Source organism: Erwinia sp. PME.40.26/001, from assembly GCF_055556675.1.
This window is the reverse complement of sequence record NZ_JBVHNP010000005.1, coordinates 76,777-94,409: the sequence shown is the minus strand read 5'-3', so window position 1 is coordinate 94,409 and position 17,633 is coordinate 76,777. Positions and strand designations below refer to the sequence as shown.

The following is a 17,633-nucleotide window of genomic DNA, read 5'->3' as shown; positions in this document are numbered from 1 at the left end:
CCTGAACAGGAGAAGTAACCTATGGTCATTCCCGTTTCGCTGATTGATGAGGCCACCGGCTGGCGCAGGGCCTTTCACGCCCGTCCGGAGCTGGGCTATCAGGAGCATCAAACCTCGCAGGCGGTAGCGGACCAGCTAACGGCAATGGGCCTGCAGGTTCACCGGGGTCTGGCCGGAACAGGCGTGGTCGGCACCCTGGAAAACGGCCCCGGCCCGACCATCGGCCTGCGGGCCGATATGGATGCGCTGCCCATGACCGAACTCGGCACCCCCCCACACCGCTCTACCCAGGCGGGGGTGATGCACGCCTGCGGTCATGATGGCCATACGGCGATCCTGTTGGCGACCGCCCGGCATCTCACTGCCACCCGATGTTTTAGCGGTACCGTCCACTTTATCTTTCAGCCTGCCGAAGAGAACCTCGGCGGGGCCCGCCGCATGGTCGAAGAAGGCTTATTTACGCTGTTCCCGATGGATGCAGTCTACGGGATGCACAACTGGCCGGGCCTGCCTGCGGGCCACGTGGCGGTCAACGAAGGGGCAATGATGGCCTCGCTGGACTCGTTTGAAATTACCCTGCACGGCCGCAGCTGCCATGCGGCGATGCCGGAAAATGGCGCAGATCCGATCGTCGCCGCAGCCCAACTAATCCTGGCCCTGCAAACCATTCCCGCGCGCCGTCTGTCACCGCTGGCGTCAGCGGTAGTGAGCATTACGCAGATTAACGGCGGTGAAGCGATCAATGTGATCCCGGAAACGGTGGTACTGCGCGGGACGTTGCGCTGCCTGCAGGCCGATGTGCGCCTGCGGGTTCGCCAGATGATTGATGAGTTTGTGACCACCTTCACGGCTCCGCTGGGAATTGAAGGCAGCATTGTTTATCAGACTGACTATCCGGTGACCGCGAATCACGCGCCGGAAGCGGCGCAGGTACGCGATGCAGCGCTAACGATACTGCCGGCAGAGCAGGTTCACTTTAACGTTAACCCGTCAATGGCGTCGGAGGATTTCGCCTGTATGCTGGAGGCCTGCCCGGGTGCCTATTTCTGGCTGGGAGCCGACGGCAGTACCCCATCAGCCCCGCTGCACAACGCCCGTTATGACTTTAACGATGCGCTGATCGGCCCCGGCATTGCGTTGTGGACCGCGCTGGTCACGCAGCAGTTACCGGCAAGCGTTTAAGGCGCACGCCTAAAACAGGGGTTTGCCTCTCCCCGGGACGGAACGGGCTTTTTTCCGCTCGTCCCGGCCCGCTTAATAACCTGACGACGCAATCTGCGCCAGGGCACCGTCCAGATCGCTGGCCCGCCCGGTGGCCAGATAGCAGCAGGCGATTTGCAGGCGCAGCGATGCCGGTACCGGCACCTCACGATCCAGACAGCGACGGATCCAGGCGGCCGTCGTGGCGGCATCTTTTGCCTGTGGCAGAAGGTCACCATTCAGCACGGTCTCCTCCTGGCGTGCCAGCAGCACCTGCGGCTCATCACCGGCAATCAGGGTGATCGACGGACAGCGCTGCGGATTAGCATACACCTCCCCTTCCGTCCCGTTCAGTAACAAACCGCGCCCGCCGATAGCACTGAAAAACGCCGCCACGCGCGGGATATATTCCGGGTGCGAAACGCTGGCAATGCGCAGCGCCGCCTCTTCCGTAAACGGCGTCGCCAGTTTCGCCAGGGTGTGCGCACTGTTGCGCACGCCCATACGCCAGCGCAGTGACAGCTGCTGCTCCATCGGCTGACACAGTGTGCCAATGGTGAAAAATGCCAACTCCCCCGCCTCCAGCTTTGCCTGCGCATCGTCTGCACCCGCCACCGGGGCAATGCCCAGCGCCGCAAACACCGCTTCACTGGTCACCCGCGTCGGGTCATCGCTGACGCCGTGTACCACCACCGGGAAGCCAAGGTGCGACAGCAGCAGCGCCAGTAATGGCGTCAGATTGCCCTGACGGCGCGCGCCATTATAGCTGGGGATCACCACCGGCATCGGCCGGTGTGCAGGCGGAGTCAGGCGCGGCATCTGCTCCTGCATTGCCCGGTAAAACCCCTGCATTTCATCTTCGCCTTCACCCTTAATGCGCAGGGCAATCAGTATCGCCCCCAGCTCAAGATCGGGAACCTCTCCGGCCAGCATGCAGCGATAAAGTTGATGCGCGGTGTCAGCATCAAGATGGCGGGCGTGATTCTTACCGCGTCCGACTTCTTTAATAATCTTGTTATATTCCATGCTTATGCCCAGTCAGAGTTAAAGGGGTTAGCGACGCCGGCGTGCTGCTGGCTTCTTTTTCACGGCCGGGGCCACGGCTTTGGGCAGTTCACCTTCGGGCATCGGCGGCTGCGCAATCGGAAATACCGGCAGCGCCCCCAGCAGACGCGCACCATAGCTTTTGCTGATCAGCCGGCGGTCATAAATAACAATCTCGCCGAAGCAGTCATGGCTGCGGATAAGCCTGCCAACCTGTTGGATCAGGTTAAACGAGGCGCTGGGCAGGCTTTGCACTTCAAACGGATAGCGCTTCAGGCTCTTCAGCCACTCGCCCTCCGTCAAAATAACCGGACTGTCTATCGGGGGGAAAGCAATTTTATGAATATGCACCTGGGAAAGCAGATCGCCCTTCAGATCCAGCCCTTCAGCAAAGGACTGTAACCCCACCAGCACGCTGGTCTCCCCCTGCTCAACGCGTTTGCGGTGCAGCGCCACCAGTGCAGGCCGGGGTTTATCCCCCTGCACCAGCATCATCAGCCGCAACTCGGGCAGATAGGCAAGAAACTGATGCATGGCGCGCCCGCTGGCGAACAGCACCAGAATACCTTTATGCGCGGCCAGTTTAATCTGATGGCGGAAGAAGTGGGCCATTTCGGCAAGGTGCATTATTTCATTCGCCAGCATCGGCTCATATTTCATCTGCGGGATAATCAGCGTTCCCTGCGTCACGTGATTAAACGGGGAGTCGAGTGCAACAAACCGGTCACCCACTTTTTCGCTCAGGCCGGACATCTCCTGCAGGCGCTGGAAGCTGTTGAGAGAACGCAGCGTGGCCGATGTCACCACCACATGGGGAATTTTACGCCACAGCAATTTTTCCAGCTGTTCGCTGACGCGGATCCCGGCACAGTGAAACAGCAGATGCGCTGTCCCGTCGCGCACTTCCCGCGTCACCCATTTGGACACCGGCGCGCCGGAGGCCTGCTCCATCGCCGCCAGCCGCCACAGCTTGCTGATCGCTTCAAACCAGCCCAGCGCCCGGTTCATCTGAATCAGCGCGCGGTGCAGACGTACCACGTCAAACTGCCCGCTCTTCTCACTGAGGTCGTTCATCATGCCTTCCGCCAGCCCGCGCAGCGCATCGCTGAGTTTAAACAGCCGGGCACAGATCGTCAGGATCTCGTCAGGCAGCAGCCCCATTTCAAAGCGATACTCCCCTTCCTCACTGTTCGGGGGCAGATACAGCCCCAGGATCTGCGACAGCATCTGCAACTGTTCGCGTACCTCTTCGCAGTGGGCCTTCAGTTTATCGGGGTGGCTGAGGGAGGGTGGGCGCTTGGGGCGGAACTGTGCCAGGCACTGCTCCACCAGGCGGCAAAACAGATCGAGCTGCAACTGGGTCCAGCCCGGCGTAATATCACCGCTCATCTCCAGAGCATCGCGCGCCACATCCGGCAGGTGATGGCCTTCATCCAGCACCAGCAGCAGATTTTTCGGCGGGGGCAGTACGGATTCGGTCTCCAGCGCCGCCATCACCAGGGCATGGTTGGCCACCACCACATCGGCATCTTCAATTTCACGGCGGGCCACATAGAACGGGCATTCACGGAACCAGTTGCAGTTGCTACCGAGGCAGTTGGCTTTGTCGGTGCTGAGGCGCTGCCAGAGGGAGTCTTCGATATTTTCCGCACAGTGATCGCGCAGCCCGTCCCACTCGTAGCGTTTCAGGGATTTTTCCAGTCCGGTGCAGATCGCCCGCTCATCCTTGCTGGCGGTCATGTCGTCATCAAGAAACAGCAGCAGATCGCCCTGATTTTCTTCATCCGTTGCCAGGGCAGAGAGATTGCGCGGGCAGACGTAGCGTCCACGGCCAAAAGCGGCTGTGAATTTAAGATCGGGAATAATTTTCTTCAGCAGCGGCAGATCCTTGCTGAAAATCTGATCCTGCAGCGCCACGTTGGCCGTGCTGACCACCAGCGGTTTTTCCTCAGCGCGGCTGACGGCAATGCCCGGGATCAGGTAGGAGAGCGTTTTCCCCACGCCAGTGGGAGCTTCAATGGCCAAATGGCGGCCGTCATCTCCCGACAGCGTTTTGGCCACTTCCGCAATCATCTGACGCTGCGGTGCGCGCGGAATAAAATCGGGAACCTGCTGCTGCAGGGCTTTGTACCACCCGGCAATTTGCGTTTTTAACGCGACAGTTAACGCCATGACAACCACTTCCAGCTAAACAAGGCTGTATTTTTACACAGTATGGCGGCGACGTCAGCCTGCAAACGCTAATCTTGCACAGACACCCGCGGTTTACGCCGATCGTGCAGCGCCCGGACAGGCACTGCCCGACGTTGAATAAACAGCGCAAATGCAGACCGCTGGCACCGTGACGGGCCCCTTTACGCCACCTTCTCCGGGATCTTAAACATCACCGTTGTCGCGTCCATCACCCCGGCGGTGGAGCGGGCATAGTCGGGGATCTGCCCTGCCACCTGCCATCCCAGCGAGCCGTACAGCATTTCAGCGACATCGCCGCTGCGGGTATCCAGCACCAGCAGGCTGCGGCCGAGTTCAACAGCGCGAACCTCTGCCTGCTGCATCAGCGCGCGGGCAATGCCGCTGCGGCGCGCCTGCGGATGCACCAGCAGTTTGCATACCTCGGCGCGGTGAGCACCGTTGGCCGGCATTGCCAGCCCCAGCATTACCGTACCGACAATGCGTCCTTCCCGCCGGGCGACCAGCAGCTGTTTATCGCCGCAGGCGAGGCTCATCACCACATCAAGCCAGAAACGGTTGAACTGCTGTGGGTCGCGATCGACAAAACCGATACTCGCACCTTCGGCCACGCAGCCATCCAGCACATCGCTCAGCACCGCGATCTCCTGTCGGGCCTGTGCCGCGTCCAGCCACTGATAACTGATTATTCTCATGGGCGTGCCACCACCAGCGCGTAATGCGCCCCGGCAGGCTCAGGCGCGTGAAAGGTGGTACGCCCGAACAAATGAAAGCGCAGGCAGTCGCCCTGCTCCAGTCGCCAGAACTGCCCTTCCAAATGAAATTCCAGCACCCCCGCCAGTATCCAGATATGTTGTTCCAGCCCGGACAGCGGGGGAATGTCATACTCAATCCGCGCACCGCCCTGCAGTCGGGCATCAATCAGTTCGGCATGGAACGACTGGGCGGGAGGCGAAACCGACCGGCGTTCATAGCCGTTTTCCGCATCGCGCCAGACGCTTTGCTGGTGCGGCCGCAAAAGCTGTACCGCCTCCTGCTCGACCTCACTCAGCAGCCGTGACATGGTCAGCCCGTAAGTATGGCACAGGCGGTTGAGCAGCGATGCCGTGGGACTGGTCTCAGAACGTTCGATACGGGATAGCGAAGCCCGGCTAATCCCGGTAAGCTCGGCCAGGGTCTCCAGCGACCAACCCTTTTCCAGGCGCAGGTCAGCCAGGCGTTGTGCCAGACGTTGTTCCGTTGGGGTATGTTCCATCTCATATTCTCATTTATGGGAATAAATCTCTCAAATGAGATATAGCAGGCGATTTTCGCCATTTCAACTTGTACAATGAATAATACTTTGTACAACCTGATAATATTGGTTAGGCTGATAACAGGTCTGACAGTCAGTAAGAGGTAATTCATGGCACTGTACAGCATCGGAGACGTCGCAGAGCGCTGCGGCATTAATCCGGTAACGCTGCGCGCATGGCAGCGTCGCTATGGCCTGCTTAAGCCACAGCGTACAGAGGGAGGTCATCGTCTTTTTGATGAAGACGACGTGGCGCGCATTGAAGAGATCAAACGCTGGATTGAAAGCGGCGTACCGGTCGGCAAAGTGAAAGCGCTGGTTGAAGGCGAAAACATCAACGTTGATGATGGATGGGCGTCAATTCAGGAAGAGATGCTGGCCGTGGTCCGTCAGGTGCGTCCCTCTAAATTGCGGGTGAAAATCGCCGCAGTAGGGAAGGATAATCCGGCAGAAATGCTTATCGACCATGTTTTCGTACCGATTCGTCAGCGACTGGGGTTAGATCAAAACACCGCAAGAGCGATGTGTAGTTTATTAGATGGTGCGTTAATTGATTACATCGCCTTCTGTTTAACCGGCTCGCGTAAAAAAGCGGGTAAAGATGCCCTGCTGATCGGCTGGGGGATTAATGACCGGACACGGCTGTGGATGGAAGCCTGGCGGCTTTCTCAGCAGGGCTGGCGCATCGATGTGCTGGCAGAACCGCTGGAGTCACCGCGTCCTGAACTGTTCCCCGGACAGCATATTTTTGTCTTCACCGAGAAAGCCCTGACCAAACGCCAGCAGGAGCAGTTAACCCAGTGGCAAGCGCAGGGGTTCTCGATTACCGCACACGGCCAGTAGGGGATCCGGTATGACGCAGCAGATCGCACTTCAGCAGTTAGTGACATTTTATCAGACCCTGGACAGCGAGCGTCTGTCGATGCTGGCAGAGATATACCATCCTGAGGTTCGTCTGAGCGATCCGGTCGGTGAACATCAGAGCCTTGCCGTGGTAGAGCAGTACTTTGCCAGCCTGTTGAAGAATATGCGTTATTGCCGTTTTGTCGTCACACTGACCCGCGAGTTTGACAGCGATGCGCTGCTGCTGTGGCGTATGGAGTACGCGCACCCCTCATTACAGGGCGGTGCTGATCAGACGCTGGAAGGCAGCAGCTATCTGCAGTTCCGCGAGGGCAAAGTCGTCTTCCAGCGGGATTACTACGATATGGGCGCCATGCTCTACGAGAAGCTGCCGCTGCTCGGCAGCGTCATTGGACTGGTCAAAAAGAGGCTGCAACCATGAATCGCGTTCTGATCACCGGGGCCAGCTCCGGCATCGGCCTGCAGTTAGCCCGCGACTATGCCGCCGACGGCTGGCATGTCACCGCCTGCGGGCGTAATGAGGAGCGGCTGGAAACCCTGCGCCAGGCCTTTCCGCAGATTGAAACCTGCGTATTTGACATCACCGATCTGGCAGACACCCGCGCGGCACTAAGCGGTAAGCTGGTCGACCTGGCCATTCTCTGCGCCGGTACCTGTGAGTATCTCGATCACGGCGTGGTGGAAGCAGAGAAAGTCCACCGCGTTATGCTGACAAACTTCAGCGGGCCAGTGAACTGCCTCGACAGCCTGCTACCTCAGATGCAGCCCGGCAGCCGCGTGGCGCTGGTCGGCTCCACCGCCAGCATGGTTCCCCTGCCCCGCGCAGAGGCTTACGGTGCCTCCAAGGCGGCACTGGCCTATTTCGCCCGCAGCCTGGCCCAGGACGTGAAGCGCCAGCAGGTAGGCATTACCCTGGTTCTGCCCGGGTTTGTTGACACGCCGCTGACGCAACGCAACGATTTTGCCATGCCGATGATCGTCGATGTGGTTCAGGCTTCGCGCTTTATCCGGCGCGGGCTGGCAAAAGGAAAAGCTGAAATCGCTTTCCCGGCGCTGTTTGCTTTTATCCTGCGGGTGACCTCCCGGTTACCCCTGGCCCTTCAGCGTCTGTTAACGCAGAAAATAGCGAGGTAGATCGTGCGCGTTGCGATTATTGGCAGTGGTATCGCTGGCCTGAGCTGTGCGTGGAAATTAGCCCCGCGCGCGGAAGTCCACCTTTATGAATCAGGCACCACTCTCGGCGGTCACACGGCGACGGTGGACGTTGAGCTGGACGGCAAAAACTGGGCGATTGATACCGGATTTATTGTTTTTAATGACCGCACCTATCCGCGTTTTCTGGCCCTGCTGGCTGAACTGGGTCTGGAAAGTCAGCCAACGGAGATGAGTTTTTCCGTGCGTAACACCCGCACCGGACTGGAGTATAACGGCCACTCTCTCAGCAGCCTGTTTGCCCAGCGCAGTAATCTGCTGAAACCCTCTTTTTACCGTTTCCTGGCTGAAATTGTCCGCTTCAACCGCTGCGGTAAGCAGTGGCTGACCCACCAGCAGGAACAGGGTACGCTCGACGAATTTCTCACCGTACAGGGCTTCAGCGACTTCTTTGCCCGGCACTATATACTGCCCATGGGGGCCGCTATCTGGTCAGTCTCGCTGAGTGAAATGCGCCGGATGCCGCTGACCCAGTTCCTGAATTTCTTTAATCATCACGGCCTGCTGGATTTAACGCAGCGGCCGCAGTGGTATGTGGTGCCCGGCGGATCGCGTGAATATATTCGCCGTCTGATGCAGCTGATCGGTCAACAGATGCAGGTCTATCTGGATACCCCGGTCACCCGGGTGACGCGGGATACGCAAGGCGTTACGCTGGAAAGCCCGCGCGGAGTAGAACGTTATGATCAGGTGATTTTTGCCTGCCACAGCGACCAGGCGCTGCAACTGCTGCACGATGCCTCGCAGCAGGAAAGTGAAATGCTGGCTGGCGTGCCTTATCGCGCCAATGAAGTGGTCCTGCACACCGACACCAGCCTGCTGCCCAAGAGCCGTGCGGCCTGGGCCAGCTGGAACTATCGCCTGAATGACAGCGACGATAACAGCGAACAGCAGGGTGCCAGTGTGACCTACAATATGAATATATTGCAGGGCATTGCGTCTTCCCACACCTTCTGTGTCAGCCTGAATCCCACCCAGACCATCGACCCGGCAAAAGTATTGCGCCGCTTCGAATATCATCATCCTCAGTTTGGACCCGACTGCCTGCGTACCCAGCAGCAGCGGCTGTTGCTGAACGGAAGCAATCACACGTGGTTCTGCGGTGCCTGGAGTTATAACGGTTTCCATGAAGATGGCATTCGCAGCGCCCTCGACGTAGTGGTAGCGATGGACCAGGCAGGCCTGCTGTGAACAGCGTCCTGTACAGCGGCCACGTGCGCCACCGCCGTTTTACGCCGGTGGATCACCAGTTCAGCTACCGTATTTTTATGCCGCTGATTGACCTGGATGAGCTGGCGCTGCTGAAAAGCGTGGGGATTGGCAGCAGCCGCCTGTGTGCAGCCAGCTTCAGCGAGGATGACTTTCTCGGCGGTGGGGGCAATATCAAACAGCGCGCTCAGGCGCGCATTGCTGCCCTGACGGGTGAGCATCTCTCCGGACGCGTAATGCTCCTGACCCAGCTGCGCTACTTCGGCTGCTCGTTTAATCCGGTCAACCTCTACTATCTGTACGATGCCGCAGACACCCTGCGCTGGATGCTGGCCGAAGTCCGTAATACGCCGTGGAATGAGCGCCATACCTACGCGGTAAAACCGGACGGCAGCGAAACCACGCAAAAGGCATTTCATGTCTCGCCGTTTAACCCCATGGATATGGTTTATCACTGGCGGCTGTCGCCGCCGGGGAAATCCCTGGCCGTACATATTGAAAACCACCGCGAAGGACGGGAGTTTGACGCCACGCTGCATTTACGCCGTCAGCCGCTCACCCGGCAGACACTGCGCCATTTTCTCTGGCGCTTCCCGATGATGACCGTTCGAACCGCGCTGGCGATTTACTGGCAGGCGTGGAAACTTTGGCGCAAAGGTGCGCCTGTCTATGATCACAGCAAGTCGGAGAAATAACCCATGACTGGCACCGACCTCAGTCTGACACGCCGTGCAAAAACGGGTAAACGCTTCTCCGCTTCCCGCCGGGTGATTTTTTCCCTGCTGCAGGCGATTAAAGGGGCGGGTCTGACCCTGCACGATCCCCATCTCGGCACACAGTTTTTCGGCGATGCCCAGGCACCGCTGCAGGCCGAAGTCATGGTTCATCATTCGCGTGCCTATCGCCGCATTCTGCTGGGAGGCAGCATCGCGGCGGCGGAAACCTATATGGATGGCGAGTGGGAAACCCCGGATTTAACCGCGGTGATCCTCACGCTGGCGCAAAATATCCGCGTGGCCGATAAGCTGGAGGCCCGCCTTAGCTGGCTAACCGCCCCGTTTAATCAGCTGGTCCATGCGCTGCGCCGGAATAACGTGCGGCAGGCAAAGCGGAATATTGCCGCCCATTACGATCTGGGTAACGACTTCTATACTACCTTCCTGGATGAGGCCATGCTCTATTCCAGCGCCTGGTTCCAGCAGCCAGAGATGACGCTGGAGCAGGCGCAGCAGGCCAAAATGAAGCGCCTGTGCGTCAAACTGGCGCTGACCCCGCACGACCACCTGCTGGAAATTGGCAGCGGCTGGGGGGCGATGGCCGAATTCGCTGCCCGGGAATACGGCTGCCGGGTGACCACCACCACCATTTCCCGCGAGCAGTATGAATACTGCTGTCAGCGTATCGCCGCGGCTGGCCTCAGCGATCGCGTCACCGTACTGTGTGAGGATTATCGTAATCTTAGCGGCCAGTACGACAAAATCGTGTCGATCGAAATGATCGAGGCGGTAGGCAAACGCTATATCCCCCTGTTTATTGAGCGCTGCCAGCAGTTGCTGAAGCCGGGTGGCCGCCTTGCCCTGCAGGCGATAACCATCAGTGAAGAACGCTTCACTGGTTATGCGCGCGGCGTGGACTTTATCCAGCGCTATATCTTTCCCGGTGGCTTTTTACCGTCGGTCAGCCTGCTGCAGAACACCCTGCGGGAGGTCAGCGATTTTAGCGAGATAGACCAGCTTGAAATTGGCCCGGACTACGCAAAAACCTTACAGCTGTGGCGACGTCGTTTTGACCACGCGTGGCCGCAGCTTGCGCAGGGGCGCTTTGACGAACGCTTCCGCCGCATGTGGCTGTTTTATCTCTGCTACTGCGAAGCTGGTTTCCTTGCCCGGACCATTGGCACCGTCCAGCTGACGCTGCAGCGCGCATGAACCGCCTGCGCTTCTGGCTGTTGACCCTGGCATTCGATGTCTACTGGGGGCTGGCGGTTGCGCTGCGCGCGCGTATCTGGCCGCTGCTGTGCGGGGTGGCGCTGTTCGCCTGGTTCCTTTGCCCCCGCCGGATCAAACCCCGGCTGCTGCTGGTGGCATTGCTGGGGATAGCACTGGACAGCCTGTGGCTGAGGCTCGGGCTGTTCAGCTTTACTCAAAGCGAAACAGTACCGGTCTGGATGATGGCTCTGTGGCTGGCGTTTGCCTGCTGGTGGTGGCTGATCCTCACCCGCTTTGCGCCCGGTCGCCTCTGGCAGGTGCTGGCCGGTGCGCTGGGGGGCCCTTTTTCCTATTTTATCGGTGAGCGACTGGGCGGCCTGCAGTGGCATCAGCCCCTGCTCGTCGTTATGGCAGCCCTGGCCCTGGGCTGGGCGCTGTATTTACCCTTAGCCAGCCATCTTCTGCGGAGCAAATGATGAAAAAATGGCTGTTGTTATTACTGCTGTGCTCACCGTTGACTCAGGCCGCTGACTGGCTGCGCTGGCAGACAGTCGGTCAGGCTACGCTCACCTGGGGACCTTTTACCGTCTACGACTCGCAGCTGCTGACCCCCGGAGGGCGCTGGCAGCCGCAGCAGTGGCCACTGGCACTGGTCATTACCTATCGCCGGGATATCAGCCGCCAGGACCTGCTGGACGCCACGCTGGAACAGTGGCAGGCACAAAAAACAGGGACGCCGGATCAACGCCAGCAGTGGCTGAAAACGCTGGCCACCGTCTGGCCAGACGTCAGCCCGGGTGACCGTCTGGCCTTTCAGGGGGATGCCGGCGGCGGGCAGTTTTACTGGCAGGATGCCGGAACTCAGGCGGCTATCCGTCCCATCGGGCCGCGCTTTGATAGCGCGTTTCGTGATGCCTTCCTCAATATCTGGCTCTCGCCACAATCGACTTACCCCGATATCCGTCGGGAACTGACCGGAGGTGAATGATGTGGAAATCCCTGTTACTGACCTGCACCCTGCTGCTGTCGGGCTGTGGTACAACCATTGATGAGTACCAGCAGGCCCAGCCAAAGATTGATATTTTCAGCTGGTTCAACGGTGAGTCCCGCGCATGGGGCATGGTACAGGACTATAGCGGCAAGCAGATCCGCCGTTTCGACGTGGCGATCCAGGGCCAGGTCGTCGGCGACACTCTGACGCTGAACGAAAAGTTCGTTTATGACGACGGCGAGAAGCAGACCCGCGTCTGGCATATTCGCCGCCTGGCTGACGGCAGCTATGTGGGGACCGCAGGCGATATTATTGGCACCGCGAAGGGGCATGCCAGCGGCAACGCCTTCAACTGGCGCTATACCATGACGGTGAAAACCGATGACAGCAGTTATAAACTGAACTTCGATGACTGGATTTATCAACAGGATGCCCTGCACCTGATGAACGTCACCTCAATGAAAAAGTTTGGCGTTGAAGTGGCACGCGTCACGTTATTTTTCTCAAAACAGCCCGCTGCGGCACAATAAGACGCCTGTTTGGCTTAATTACGGAGGGCGGAAGCGCTATACTTCGCCCTCCGTTAAGAAAAACAGGTTAAGTGATGAACTTACAAAAGATTGGTGTGGTATTTATTTTTCTGCTGATGGCGCTGGGTGGTATTGGTGGCGTCATGCTGGCCGGCTATACCTTTATCGTCCGCTCCTGACGGCCTCGCCAGGCGGCATGCCCCCTGCCGCCCCGCACTCATTTCCGTTGGTTTAACCGATCACCCGCCGTAATACCTCACTCCCGGTCATGACATTATGCTCTGAGTTTACTGATTAAAATAAAACTCAAGCATGATGACTGAAACCCCATTTTCGGCCTACGCCGCACTGACAAACTGTTCCGGGTGACTGGCACGGCACCGGTCATTGGCCTGCTGGCCCTGCTGATGATTCCCCGGGAACCCTCGGGCTACGAGAGGCACGGCGGGGACTTTGCCCCTGCCCGGTGATGAAATTTTAGACACCTCGAAAAATATGCGATATATTCAATCTATGCAATATATTCAATCAGGGGTGTTTTATGTCCGCTAAAATGACAGCCGTTACACTGAATACCGTCGGTCTCATCAACGGTCAGCAGTTGCGCAATATGGTGGCGGAGGAGAGCGCTGAATACCTGGTGATTAACGTTAACCAGCTGAAAGAGACAGCGCGACCGCCCGCAGACAGCCGCGATGCCATGCGCAAAAAACTGGAAGCGCTGGTCAACAATCCGCTGCTCGACCCCTCACTTGCTCTGGCACTCTTTGAGGTCGCGCAGACGCTGCTGATACCGGCACGCCGTAAAGCAAAGGTCGCCCCGGCGGTGAATAAAACCGCCAGTATCTTTGACGGTTATGAGCAGCTCAGAGCCCGTAATCAGCTGCGTGCGCAGGATATCCGCGCCTTTGTGCTGCGTGAAGGTGAATGGATCGCCTCCGGAGAGCTGTCTGACCGGGCCCACTTCACCAACCGCAACCGCAGCGCCGGGCCGAACGCATGGAAGCGTCGCGGGAAAATCTTTGCGGTCAGCGTCGACGGTCAGGATCGTTACCCTGATTATGCCTTTGATGAGGCGTGGCAACCGCTACCGGTGATCAAACGCGTGCTGGCGATCTTCGACGGCACCCGCACCTCCTGGGCGCTCGCAGCCTGGTTTGCCACTGAAAATAGCTGGCTGGGCGGGCGTAAACCGAAAGATCTGCTCAACAGCGATCCCCTGGCGGTGGCGGAAGCCGCCCTCCAGGCAAGATCAGGAGCCCTGCATGGCTAAGGACAGCCACAACGAAAAAGGACTTTTACCGCCGGGGGGCGCGGTCGTGATTAACGATCTGTGCCTGCTTCCCGGCCATATACTGTTTCGTATTCATCGCCAGCCGTTCGCTGGTGACTGCTTTAATTCCACCACGCAGGGTAATGCACGCTTCAGCCCGCTATTCGATCGACTGGGTGCCGTGATCCCCACCCTCTACGCCGGCGATGCTACACGTGTGGCGCTCTGCGAGGTGATTTTCCACGATGTCGACGTTTCCCGGCAGGCTATCGTCTACCCGGTCAGCCAGCTGGATGCCTTTCGCCACAGCCAGCTGGTCACCACGGCACCTGTTCAACTGGCCAGCCTGGATTTACCGTCTCTGGTAAAAATGCGGGTAGGGAAAAAACTGATCCACTCCGATGCCAGCAGCTACGGCATCACTCGCCAGTGGGCTGAAGCCATCCACCAGCAGCATCCGCAGGTTCAGGGACTGACCTGGCCCTCACGTCAGCACGAGGGTAATGCCTACCTGTTTTTTGGCGACCGCATGGCCGGGAACTTGCAGATGTCCGGTCGCGGAACACAGCCTCTGACCTCCCCTCCCGTAGTGGGAGAACTGCTGGCGCTGGCAGACCGGATGGGAATTTATCTGGAGGAGTCGTGAAGAATGGCTACGCGATGTAGCGGGCAAACTCGGCCGGGATGCGGGCAAAGGTCAGCAGGAACCAGGGAGTAAAGCGTTCCGGGTGGCTTTGCATTTCACGCTGAATATCCGCCAGCGAACTGTAGCGCCACTCATCCGCTTCTTCCGGATTAATACGCGGCAGGTCATCACTGACCGCGAAATAGACATGGCCATATTCGTGTTCGGTCAGACCGTTACTGAGCGGCAGATTGTAGCTGAGTTCAAACACGGGCTGCAGCGACAGACGCAGCCCCATCTCTTCTTCAAGGCGGCGCTCCGCCGCGCTCTGCGTCGACTCCTGCGGGTAGGGATGACCACAGGTGGTATTGCTCCACAGCCCGCCACAGTGGTATTTACCCCTGGCGCGACGCTGTAGCAACAGCTGATGGTCAGAATTGAACACGTAAACGGTAACCGCACGATGCAGCAGTCCCTTTTCGTGAACTTCCATTTTCTCCATCTTACCGGTAGGGCGGTCCAGACTATCGACCAGAATTACTTCAATTGCAGACATGCCGACTCCTCAGAACAGATACTGACTATTCTGGCATAAGAGGCGGCAGAGGATCTGCACTAAATCGTGCTTTCGCTAACGTTCCCGGCAATGTGTCCGCCTCCCTCACGGGCGGAGGGAGGTATTACGCCTCCACGTTGACCACCTGCTGACGGGCGCGGAAAATATGTCCGCTGCCGTACTGCAACAGCCGGGCCACCAGCTCCATACCGCCATTCTCTCCGGCTTGGGCGAACTCGCGCTCCGGGGTGGTCACCGGCGCTGCCCATAGCAGATTGACCTTCTCTCCATCACGTTTTGGCAGAGGAAACTGCCCGCTTTCACGTCCGAGGGCAGAGGAAAGGATAAACCCTTCGAAGCCCATCGGGGCCGACGCAGAGGCCAACGTATGCCCCTCCCCCAGCCAGCTGAGGCGCGCCCAGGGCATATGAGCAAATCCGGCCAGCGCACTGGCCATCTGTACCGCGTTCTCTTCCGTCATCACCTCAGCATCCACCGCCATTGCCAGTTCGGTACGCCGGTACTCCGGGGCCAGGTCTTCGTAGAGGAAATCGACCCAGGGCATCGGACGAATGCACATGCCCAGCGTCAGAAAATACCAGCTGCCCTCGTGGTAATGCTGCGAAATTGCCATCGGCGGCCAGTTGCCCTGGTCAATAGAGTAGTACTTCAGGGACTCACCGTACTGGGCTTCATAGCACTGCAGCATCTCCTGCTGGAAAGGTTCCCACAGCTGACCGTCCTGCCACTCGCGCCAGAACTGGCGGTACTGCTGCGCGGCGGCGTAGTTTTTATTGGTGGAGGCAGAGCCCAGTGGTGAGGTCAGGCGGTTAGCTTTGATGCAGCCCGCAGAAAAGCTCACCTGCTGATCCTGATACAGGCTCCAGCCCGGGATCACCGCCAGTAGCTGCCCCTGATACCAGAGTGCAGCGCCGTCGTCACTGGGTTCCCAGATAATCTGCAGCCCGGCCGGGTCGAGCATCGGCTCGGCGGCGAGCGTCCGGCAATATTCCGCACTCAGCAGCGGCGGGGTACCCTGCTGCATCGCGGCCACATCTTCCTGCTGGGGAGCAGGCAGCAGATTACGCAGCCAGCAGCCGCGCACGGCAAACTGCTGGCGAAACGCTTCGGCCGGCCAGATATAGAAATAAGCGGTGCGCTCATCCTGCTCAACAATTGCAATCAGCGTCTGTTGCTGATTGGCCACCTCAGCAATCTGATAGGGCTGTGTCATAAGGCCTCGACGGTTGTAGGGTTCCATTCCCCTGAGAACAGGTCAGGATAAGAGAAGAGGATGGCGCGTTGCACCCCGTCAGGGCAAGGGTAAAAGTCTCAAAATGGTGCAGCCAGAAGACAGCGCGGTTTTTCGCCGCCCCTACCCGGGGTCAGTCGCCCATCCGGGTGCTGTTGCGCAGACGATAAAGATCCCGCGCTTTGTCCCTGACGACATTCAGTTTCGATTCGGCCGCCACCAGTCCCCAGACCGTGCCCTGCTGCTGCTGATAAAAGAGATTCATGCCCTGAAAGTAGCTGTCGCGATAGCCTATCCACGCGCGCTGCGCCTTTTTCAGCGCCGCCTGCGCAGCGGGCGACTGCCCGGCCAGCAACTGCTTATACTGGCTGTTCAGCTCACTGTCCCAGGCGGTATTTGCCGCCTCATAGCACTGCAGATTCGCAAGCGTACTGACCGCCTGCTGCTGGCAGCGCTCCAGCTGCGTGTCCAGATCCTGCCGTAACAGGTCTGCGCCGCTGGCCGTTGCGGCAATCAGCATCAGCGCGCCGGCAATAAGGGTTTTCATGATCATATCCTTCGTCGTTAAGGGTTATCGTCCAACCCGCGTCATCGCCCGCTGATACGCGCCGCGTGAAATTGCCCAGCGCAGCATTCTGGCGATGATGGCAATACGCAGGCGTATCATTCGTCGTCGCAGTGGGGAAAAGTGCAAGCCAAAGTCCTGTAGCGCCCACTGCGGCAGTAGCTCAATACCGGCGACCAGCATGGCATTCATCGCCGGGCGGGCCTGCCAGGAGGGCGCAGGCGCATTCAGCAACAGCGACAGGACCTCCTGCGTACGCTCATCACAACGCAGCTGCGGCCGCATCGCCGTCAGATACGTCTCCACTGCCTCCACGCTGTCCGGCACCTGTTCTGCCCCCAGCGCCACGGCCACTAACGCTGCCTCAGCGTAGTAACGGTTCTGCTCTGCCAGACTCAGCTGCGGATTTTTATAGCGCAGATGGGCGGCGAGGAAACAGCGGGTTTCCGCTACGTGTACCCAGGTCAGCAGTTGCGGATCGCTGGCGGCATAAGGCTGCCCCCGAGCATCCACGCCGGTGACGCGCAGGTGAATACGTTTCACCCGCTCGATCAGCGTATGAGCATCTGCGGTATTACCAAAGGTGGTGACGGCAATGAACTGGCTGGTCCGGCGCAGCCGTCCCATCATATCGTCGCGGAAGGTGGAGTGGTCCCAGACACCCGCCAGTGCAAGGGGATGTTGCATCTGTAACAGGAGTGCGGCGATCCCACCACACAGCATGGAAGGAAAATCACCGTGTACCCGCCATATCACGCTGTCCGGGCCATAAAGACCGGGATCGCCCGGCGGTTGTGACAGATCAAACTCGTTCAGGGACAGGCCGTTTAAACGAAATACCTGCTGCTGAATTCTGTCGCGTAAACTGACCATTCTTTTCGCCTGGTAAAGCAGAACGGG

General features: G+C 58.9%; 21 protein-coding genes. 13 read left to right on the top strand and 8 right to left on the bottom strand.

The genetic code is table 11. The features are described from left to right. Window positions 1-21 precede the first annotated feature (21 nt). Entirely contained in the window at window positions 22-1,182 is a 1,161-nt protein-coding gene (locus tag ACZ3HG_RS15485) for a M20 aminoacylase family protein (protein ID WP_465333294.1), read from the top strand. A 72-nt stretch (window positions 1,183-1,254) separates the two neighbouring features. Here ACZ3HG_RS15485 and ybiB read toward each other — a convergent pair whose 3' ends face one another. The 4 genes from ybiB to ACZ3HG_RS15465 all read right to left on the bottom strand — a co-directional run bounded on the left by ybiB (window position 1,255) and on the right by ACZ3HG_RS15465 (window position 5,689). Next, window positions 1,255-2,226 (bottom strand): DNA-binding protein YbiB, encoded by a 972-nt coding sequence (ybiB, locus tag ACZ3HG_RS15480; protein ID WP_191933370.1) that lies wholly within the window; start codon window positions 2,224-2,226, stop codon window positions 1,255-1,257. A gap of 27 nt (window positions 2,227-2,253) precedes the next feature. Continuing rightward, the gene (dinG, locus tag ACZ3HG_RS15475; protein WP_465333292.1) at window positions 2,254-4,416 is read right to left on the bottom strand and encodes an ATP-dependent DNA helicase DinG; all 2,163 of its coding nucleotides are present in this window, start codon (window positions 4,414-4,416) and stop codon (window positions 2,254-2,256) included. 182 nt (window positions 4,417-4,598) lie between these two features. Further along, on the bottom strand, window positions 4,599-5,123 hold the full coding sequence (locus ACZ3HG_RS15470; RefSeq protein WP_191936499.1) for a GNAT family N-acetyltransferase: 525 nt from the start codon (window positions 5,121-5,123) through the stop codon (window positions 4,599-4,601). Window positions 5,124-5,125: 2 nt separating this feature from the next. Next, the gene (locus ACZ3HG_RS15465; RefSeq protein ID WP_191933372.1) at window positions 5,126-5,689 is read right to left on the bottom strand and encodes a helix-turn-helix domain-containing protein; all 564 of its coding nucleotides are present in this window, start codon (window positions 5,687-5,689) and stop codon (window positions 5,126-5,128) included. Between the two features lie 150 nt (window positions 5,690-5,839). Here ACZ3HG_RS15465 and ACZ3HG_RS15460 point away from each other — a divergent pair, with 150 nt between their 5' ends. The 12 genes from ACZ3HG_RS15460 to ACZ3HG_RS15405 all read left to right on the top strand — a co-directional run bounded on the left by ACZ3HG_RS15460 (window position 5,840) and on the right by ACZ3HG_RS15405 (window position 14,381). Then, window positions 5,840-6,571: a MerR family transcriptional regulator gene (locus tag ACZ3HG_RS15460; RefSeq protein WP_191933373.1), complete on the top strand. Its 732-nt coding sequence runs from the start codon at window positions 5,840-5,842 to the stop codon at window positions 6,569-6,571. 10 nt (window positions 6,572-6,581) lie between these two features. Next, the gene (locus tag ACZ3HG_RS15455; RefSeq protein WP_191933374.1) at window positions 6,582-7,013 is read left to right on the top strand and encodes a nuclear transport factor 2 family protein; all 432 of its coding nucleotides are present in this window, start codon (window positions 6,582-6,584) and stop codon (window positions 7,011-7,013) included. Next, window positions 7,010-7,726 (top strand): SDR family NAD(P)-dependent oxidoreductase, encoded by a 717-nt coding sequence (locus ACZ3HG_RS15450; protein WP_191933375.1) that lies wholly within the window; start codon window positions 7,010-7,012, stop codon window positions 7,724-7,726. Before ACZ3HG_RS15455 ends, ACZ3HG_RS15450 begins: the two co-directional genes overlap by 4 nt. Window positions 7,727-7,729: 3 nt before the next feature. After that, entirely contained in the window at window positions 7,730-8,995 is a 1,266-nt protein-coding gene (locus tag ACZ3HG_RS15445) for an NAD(P)/FAD-dependent oxidoreductase (protein WP_465333288.1), read from the top strand. Next, window positions 8,992-9,708 carry a DUF1365 family protein gene (locus tag ACZ3HG_RS15440; protein ID WP_191936418.1) on the top strand — a complete coding sequence of 239 codons (717 nt, stop codon included), beginning with the start codon at window positions 8,992-8,994 and terminating at the stop codon, window positions 9,706-9,708. Before ACZ3HG_RS15445 ends, ACZ3HG_RS15440 begins: the two co-directional genes overlap by 4 nt. A gap of 3 nt (window positions 9,709-9,711) precedes the next feature. After that, on the top strand, window positions 9,712-10,941 hold the full coding sequence (locus tag ACZ3HG_RS15435; RefSeq protein ID WP_465333286.1) for a class I SAM-dependent methyltransferase: 1,230 nt from the start codon (window positions 9,712-9,714) through the stop codon (window positions 10,939-10,941). Then, window positions 10,938-11,417 (top strand): DUF2878 domain-containing protein, encoded by a 480-nt coding sequence (locus ACZ3HG_RS15430; protein WP_191933379.1) that lies wholly within the window; start codon window positions 10,938-10,940, stop codon window positions 11,415-11,417. Before ACZ3HG_RS15435 ends, ACZ3HG_RS15430 begins: the two co-directional genes overlap by 4 nt. After that, window positions 11,417-11,929, top strand: a complete 513-nt coding sequence (locus ACZ3HG_RS15425) for a chalcone isomerase family protein (protein WP_191933662.1) — start codon at window positions 11,417-11,419, stop codon at window positions 11,927-11,929. The genes ACZ3HG_RS15430 and ACZ3HG_RS15425 overlap by 1 nt, the downstream gene beginning before the upstream one ends. Next, window positions 11,929-12,462, top strand: coding sequence for a DUF3833 domain-containing protein (locus ACZ3HG_RS15420; protein WP_465333430.1), 534 nt, complete (start codon window positions 11,929-11,931; stop codon window positions 12,460-12,462). Before ACZ3HG_RS15425 ends, ACZ3HG_RS15420 begins: the two co-directional genes overlap by 1 nt. A 74-nt stretch (window positions 12,463-12,536) precedes the next feature. Beyond that, window positions 12,537-12,641 carry a protein YohO gene (locus ACZ3HG_RS15415; RefSeq protein WP_072277467.1) on the top strand — a complete coding sequence of 35 codons (105 nt, stop codon included), beginning with the start codon at window positions 12,537-12,539 and terminating at the stop codon, window positions 12,639-12,641. A gap of 362 nt (window positions 12,642-13,003) precedes the next feature. Then, window positions 13,004-13,735, top strand: coding sequence for a DUF2384 domain-containing protein (locus ACZ3HG_RS15410; protein WP_191933380.1), 732 nt, complete (start codon window positions 13,004-13,006; stop codon window positions 13,733-13,735). Continuing rightward, the gene (locus ACZ3HG_RS15405; RefSeq protein WP_191933381.1) at window positions 13,728-14,381 is read left to right on the top strand and encodes an RES family NAD+ phosphorylase; all 654 of its coding nucleotides are present in this window, start codon (window positions 13,728-13,730) and stop codon (window positions 14,379-14,381) included. Before ACZ3HG_RS15410 ends, ACZ3HG_RS15405 begins: the two co-directional genes overlap by 8 nt. 7 nt (window positions 14,382-14,388) lie before the next feature. On the opposite strand, the gene idi is transcribed toward ACZ3HG_RS15405, so the two are convergent. From idi to ACZ3HG_RS15385, 4 genes are all read right to left on the bottom strand, one after another. Beyond that, window positions 14,389-14,916 carry an isopentenyl-diphosphate Delta-isomerase gene (gene idi, locus ACZ3HG_RS15400; RefSeq protein ID WP_191933382.1) on the bottom strand — a complete coding sequence of 176 codons (528 nt, stop codon included), beginning with the start codon at window positions 14,914-14,916 and terminating at the stop codon, window positions 14,389-14,391. 124 nt (window positions 14,917-15,040) lie between these two features. Beyond that, window positions 15,041-16,150, bottom strand: a complete 1,110-nt coding sequence (locus tag ACZ3HG_RS15395) for a suppressor of fused domain protein (RefSeq protein WP_191933383.1) — start codon at window positions 16,148-16,150, stop codon at window positions 15,041-15,043. A 151-nt stretch (window positions 16,151-16,301) separates the two neighbouring features. Further along, window positions 16,302-16,715 carry a lysozyme inhibitor LprI family protein gene (locus ACZ3HG_RS15390; RefSeq protein WP_244633653.1) on the bottom strand — a complete coding sequence of 138 codons (414 nt, stop codon included), beginning with the start codon at window positions 16,713-16,715 and terminating at the stop codon, window positions 16,302-16,304. Window positions 16,716-16,739: 24 nt separating this feature from the next. Further along, a complete protein-coding gene (locus ACZ3HG_RS15385) occupies window positions 16,740-17,606 on the bottom strand; it encodes an oxygenase MpaB family protein (protein ID WP_465333282.1) in 867 nt (288 codons plus the stop codon). Between the last annotated feature and the right edge of the window lie 27 nt (window positions 17,607-17,633).

What these genes read in the sequence shown, in the direction of transcription:
- ACZ3HG_RS15485 (WP_465333294.1), top strand. Translation starts at nt 22, where the DNA reads ATGGTCATTCCCGTTTCGCTGATTGATGAGGCCACCGGCTGGCGCAGG.
- ybiB (WP_191933370.1), bottom strand. Translation starts at nt 2,226, where the DNA reads ATGGAATATAACAAGATTATTAAAGAAGTCGGACGCGGTAAGAATCAC.
- dinG (WP_465333292.1), bottom strand. Translation starts at nt 4,416, where the DNA reads ATGGCGTTAACTGTCGCGTTAAAAACGCAAATTGCCGGGTGGTACAAA.
- ACZ3HG_RS15465 (WP_191933372.1), bottom strand. Translation starts at nt 5,689, where the DNA reads ATGGAACATACCCCAACGGAACAACGTCTGGCACAACGCCTGGCTGAC.
- ACZ3HG_RS15460 (WP_191933373.1), top strand. Translation starts at nt 5,840, where the DNA reads ATGGCACTGTACAGCATCGGAGACGTCGCAGAGCGCTGCGGCATTAAT.
- ACZ3HG_RS15455 (WP_191933374.1), top strand. Translation starts at nt 6,582, where the DNA reads ATGACGCAGCAGATCGCACTTCAGCAGTTAGTGACATTTTATCAGACC.
- ACZ3HG_RS15450 (WP_191933375.1), top strand. Translation starts at nt 7,010, where the DNA reads ATGAATCGCGTTCTGATCACCGGGGCCAGCTCCGGCATCGGCCTGCAG.
- ACZ3HG_RS15435 (WP_465333286.1), top strand. Translation starts at nt 9,712, where the DNA reads ATGACTGGCACCGACCTCAGTCTGACACGCCGTGCAAAAACGGGTAAA.
- ACZ3HG_RS15430 (WP_191933379.1), top strand. Translation starts at nt 10,938, where the DNA reads ATGAACCGCCTGCGCTTCTGGCTGTTGACCCTGGCATTCGATGTCTAC.
- ACZ3HG_RS15425 (WP_191933662.1), top strand. Translation starts at nt 11,417, where the DNA reads ATGAAAAAATGGCTGTTGTTATTACTGCTGTGCTCACCGTTGACTCAG.
- ACZ3HG_RS15420 (WP_465333430.1), top strand. Translation starts at nt 11,929, where the DNA reads ATGTGGAAATCCCTGTTACTGACCTGCACCCTGCTGCTGTCGGGCTGT.
- ACZ3HG_RS15415 (WP_072277467.1), top strand. Translation starts at nt 12,537, where the DNA reads ATGAACTTACAAAAGATTGGTGTGGTATTTATTTTTCTGCTGATGGCG.
- ACZ3HG_RS15410 (WP_191933380.1), top strand. Translation starts at nt 13,004, where the DNA reads ATGTCCGCTAAAATGACAGCCGTTACACTGAATACCGTCGGTCTCATC.
- ACZ3HG_RS15405 (WP_191933381.1), top strand. Translation starts at nt 13,728, where the DNA reads ATGGCTAAGGACAGCCACAACGAAAAAGGACTTTTACCGCCGGGGGGC.
- idi (WP_191933382.1), bottom strand. Translation starts at nt 14,916, where the DNA reads ATGTCTGCAATTGAAGTAATTCTGGTCGATAGTCTGGACCGCCCTACC.
- ACZ3HG_RS15395 (WP_191933383.1), bottom strand. Translation starts at nt 16,150, where the DNA reads ATGACACAGCCCTATCAGATTGCTGAGGTGGCCAATCAGCAACAGACG.
- ACZ3HG_RS15390 (WP_244633653.1), bottom strand. Translation starts at nt 16,715, where the DNA reads ATGAAAACCCTTATTGCCGGCGCGCTGATGCTGATTGCCGCAACGGCC.
- ACZ3HG_RS15385 (WP_465333282.1), bottom strand. Translation starts at nt 17,606, where the DNA reads ATGGTCAGTTTACGCGACAGAATTCAGCAGCAGGTATTTCGTTTAAAC.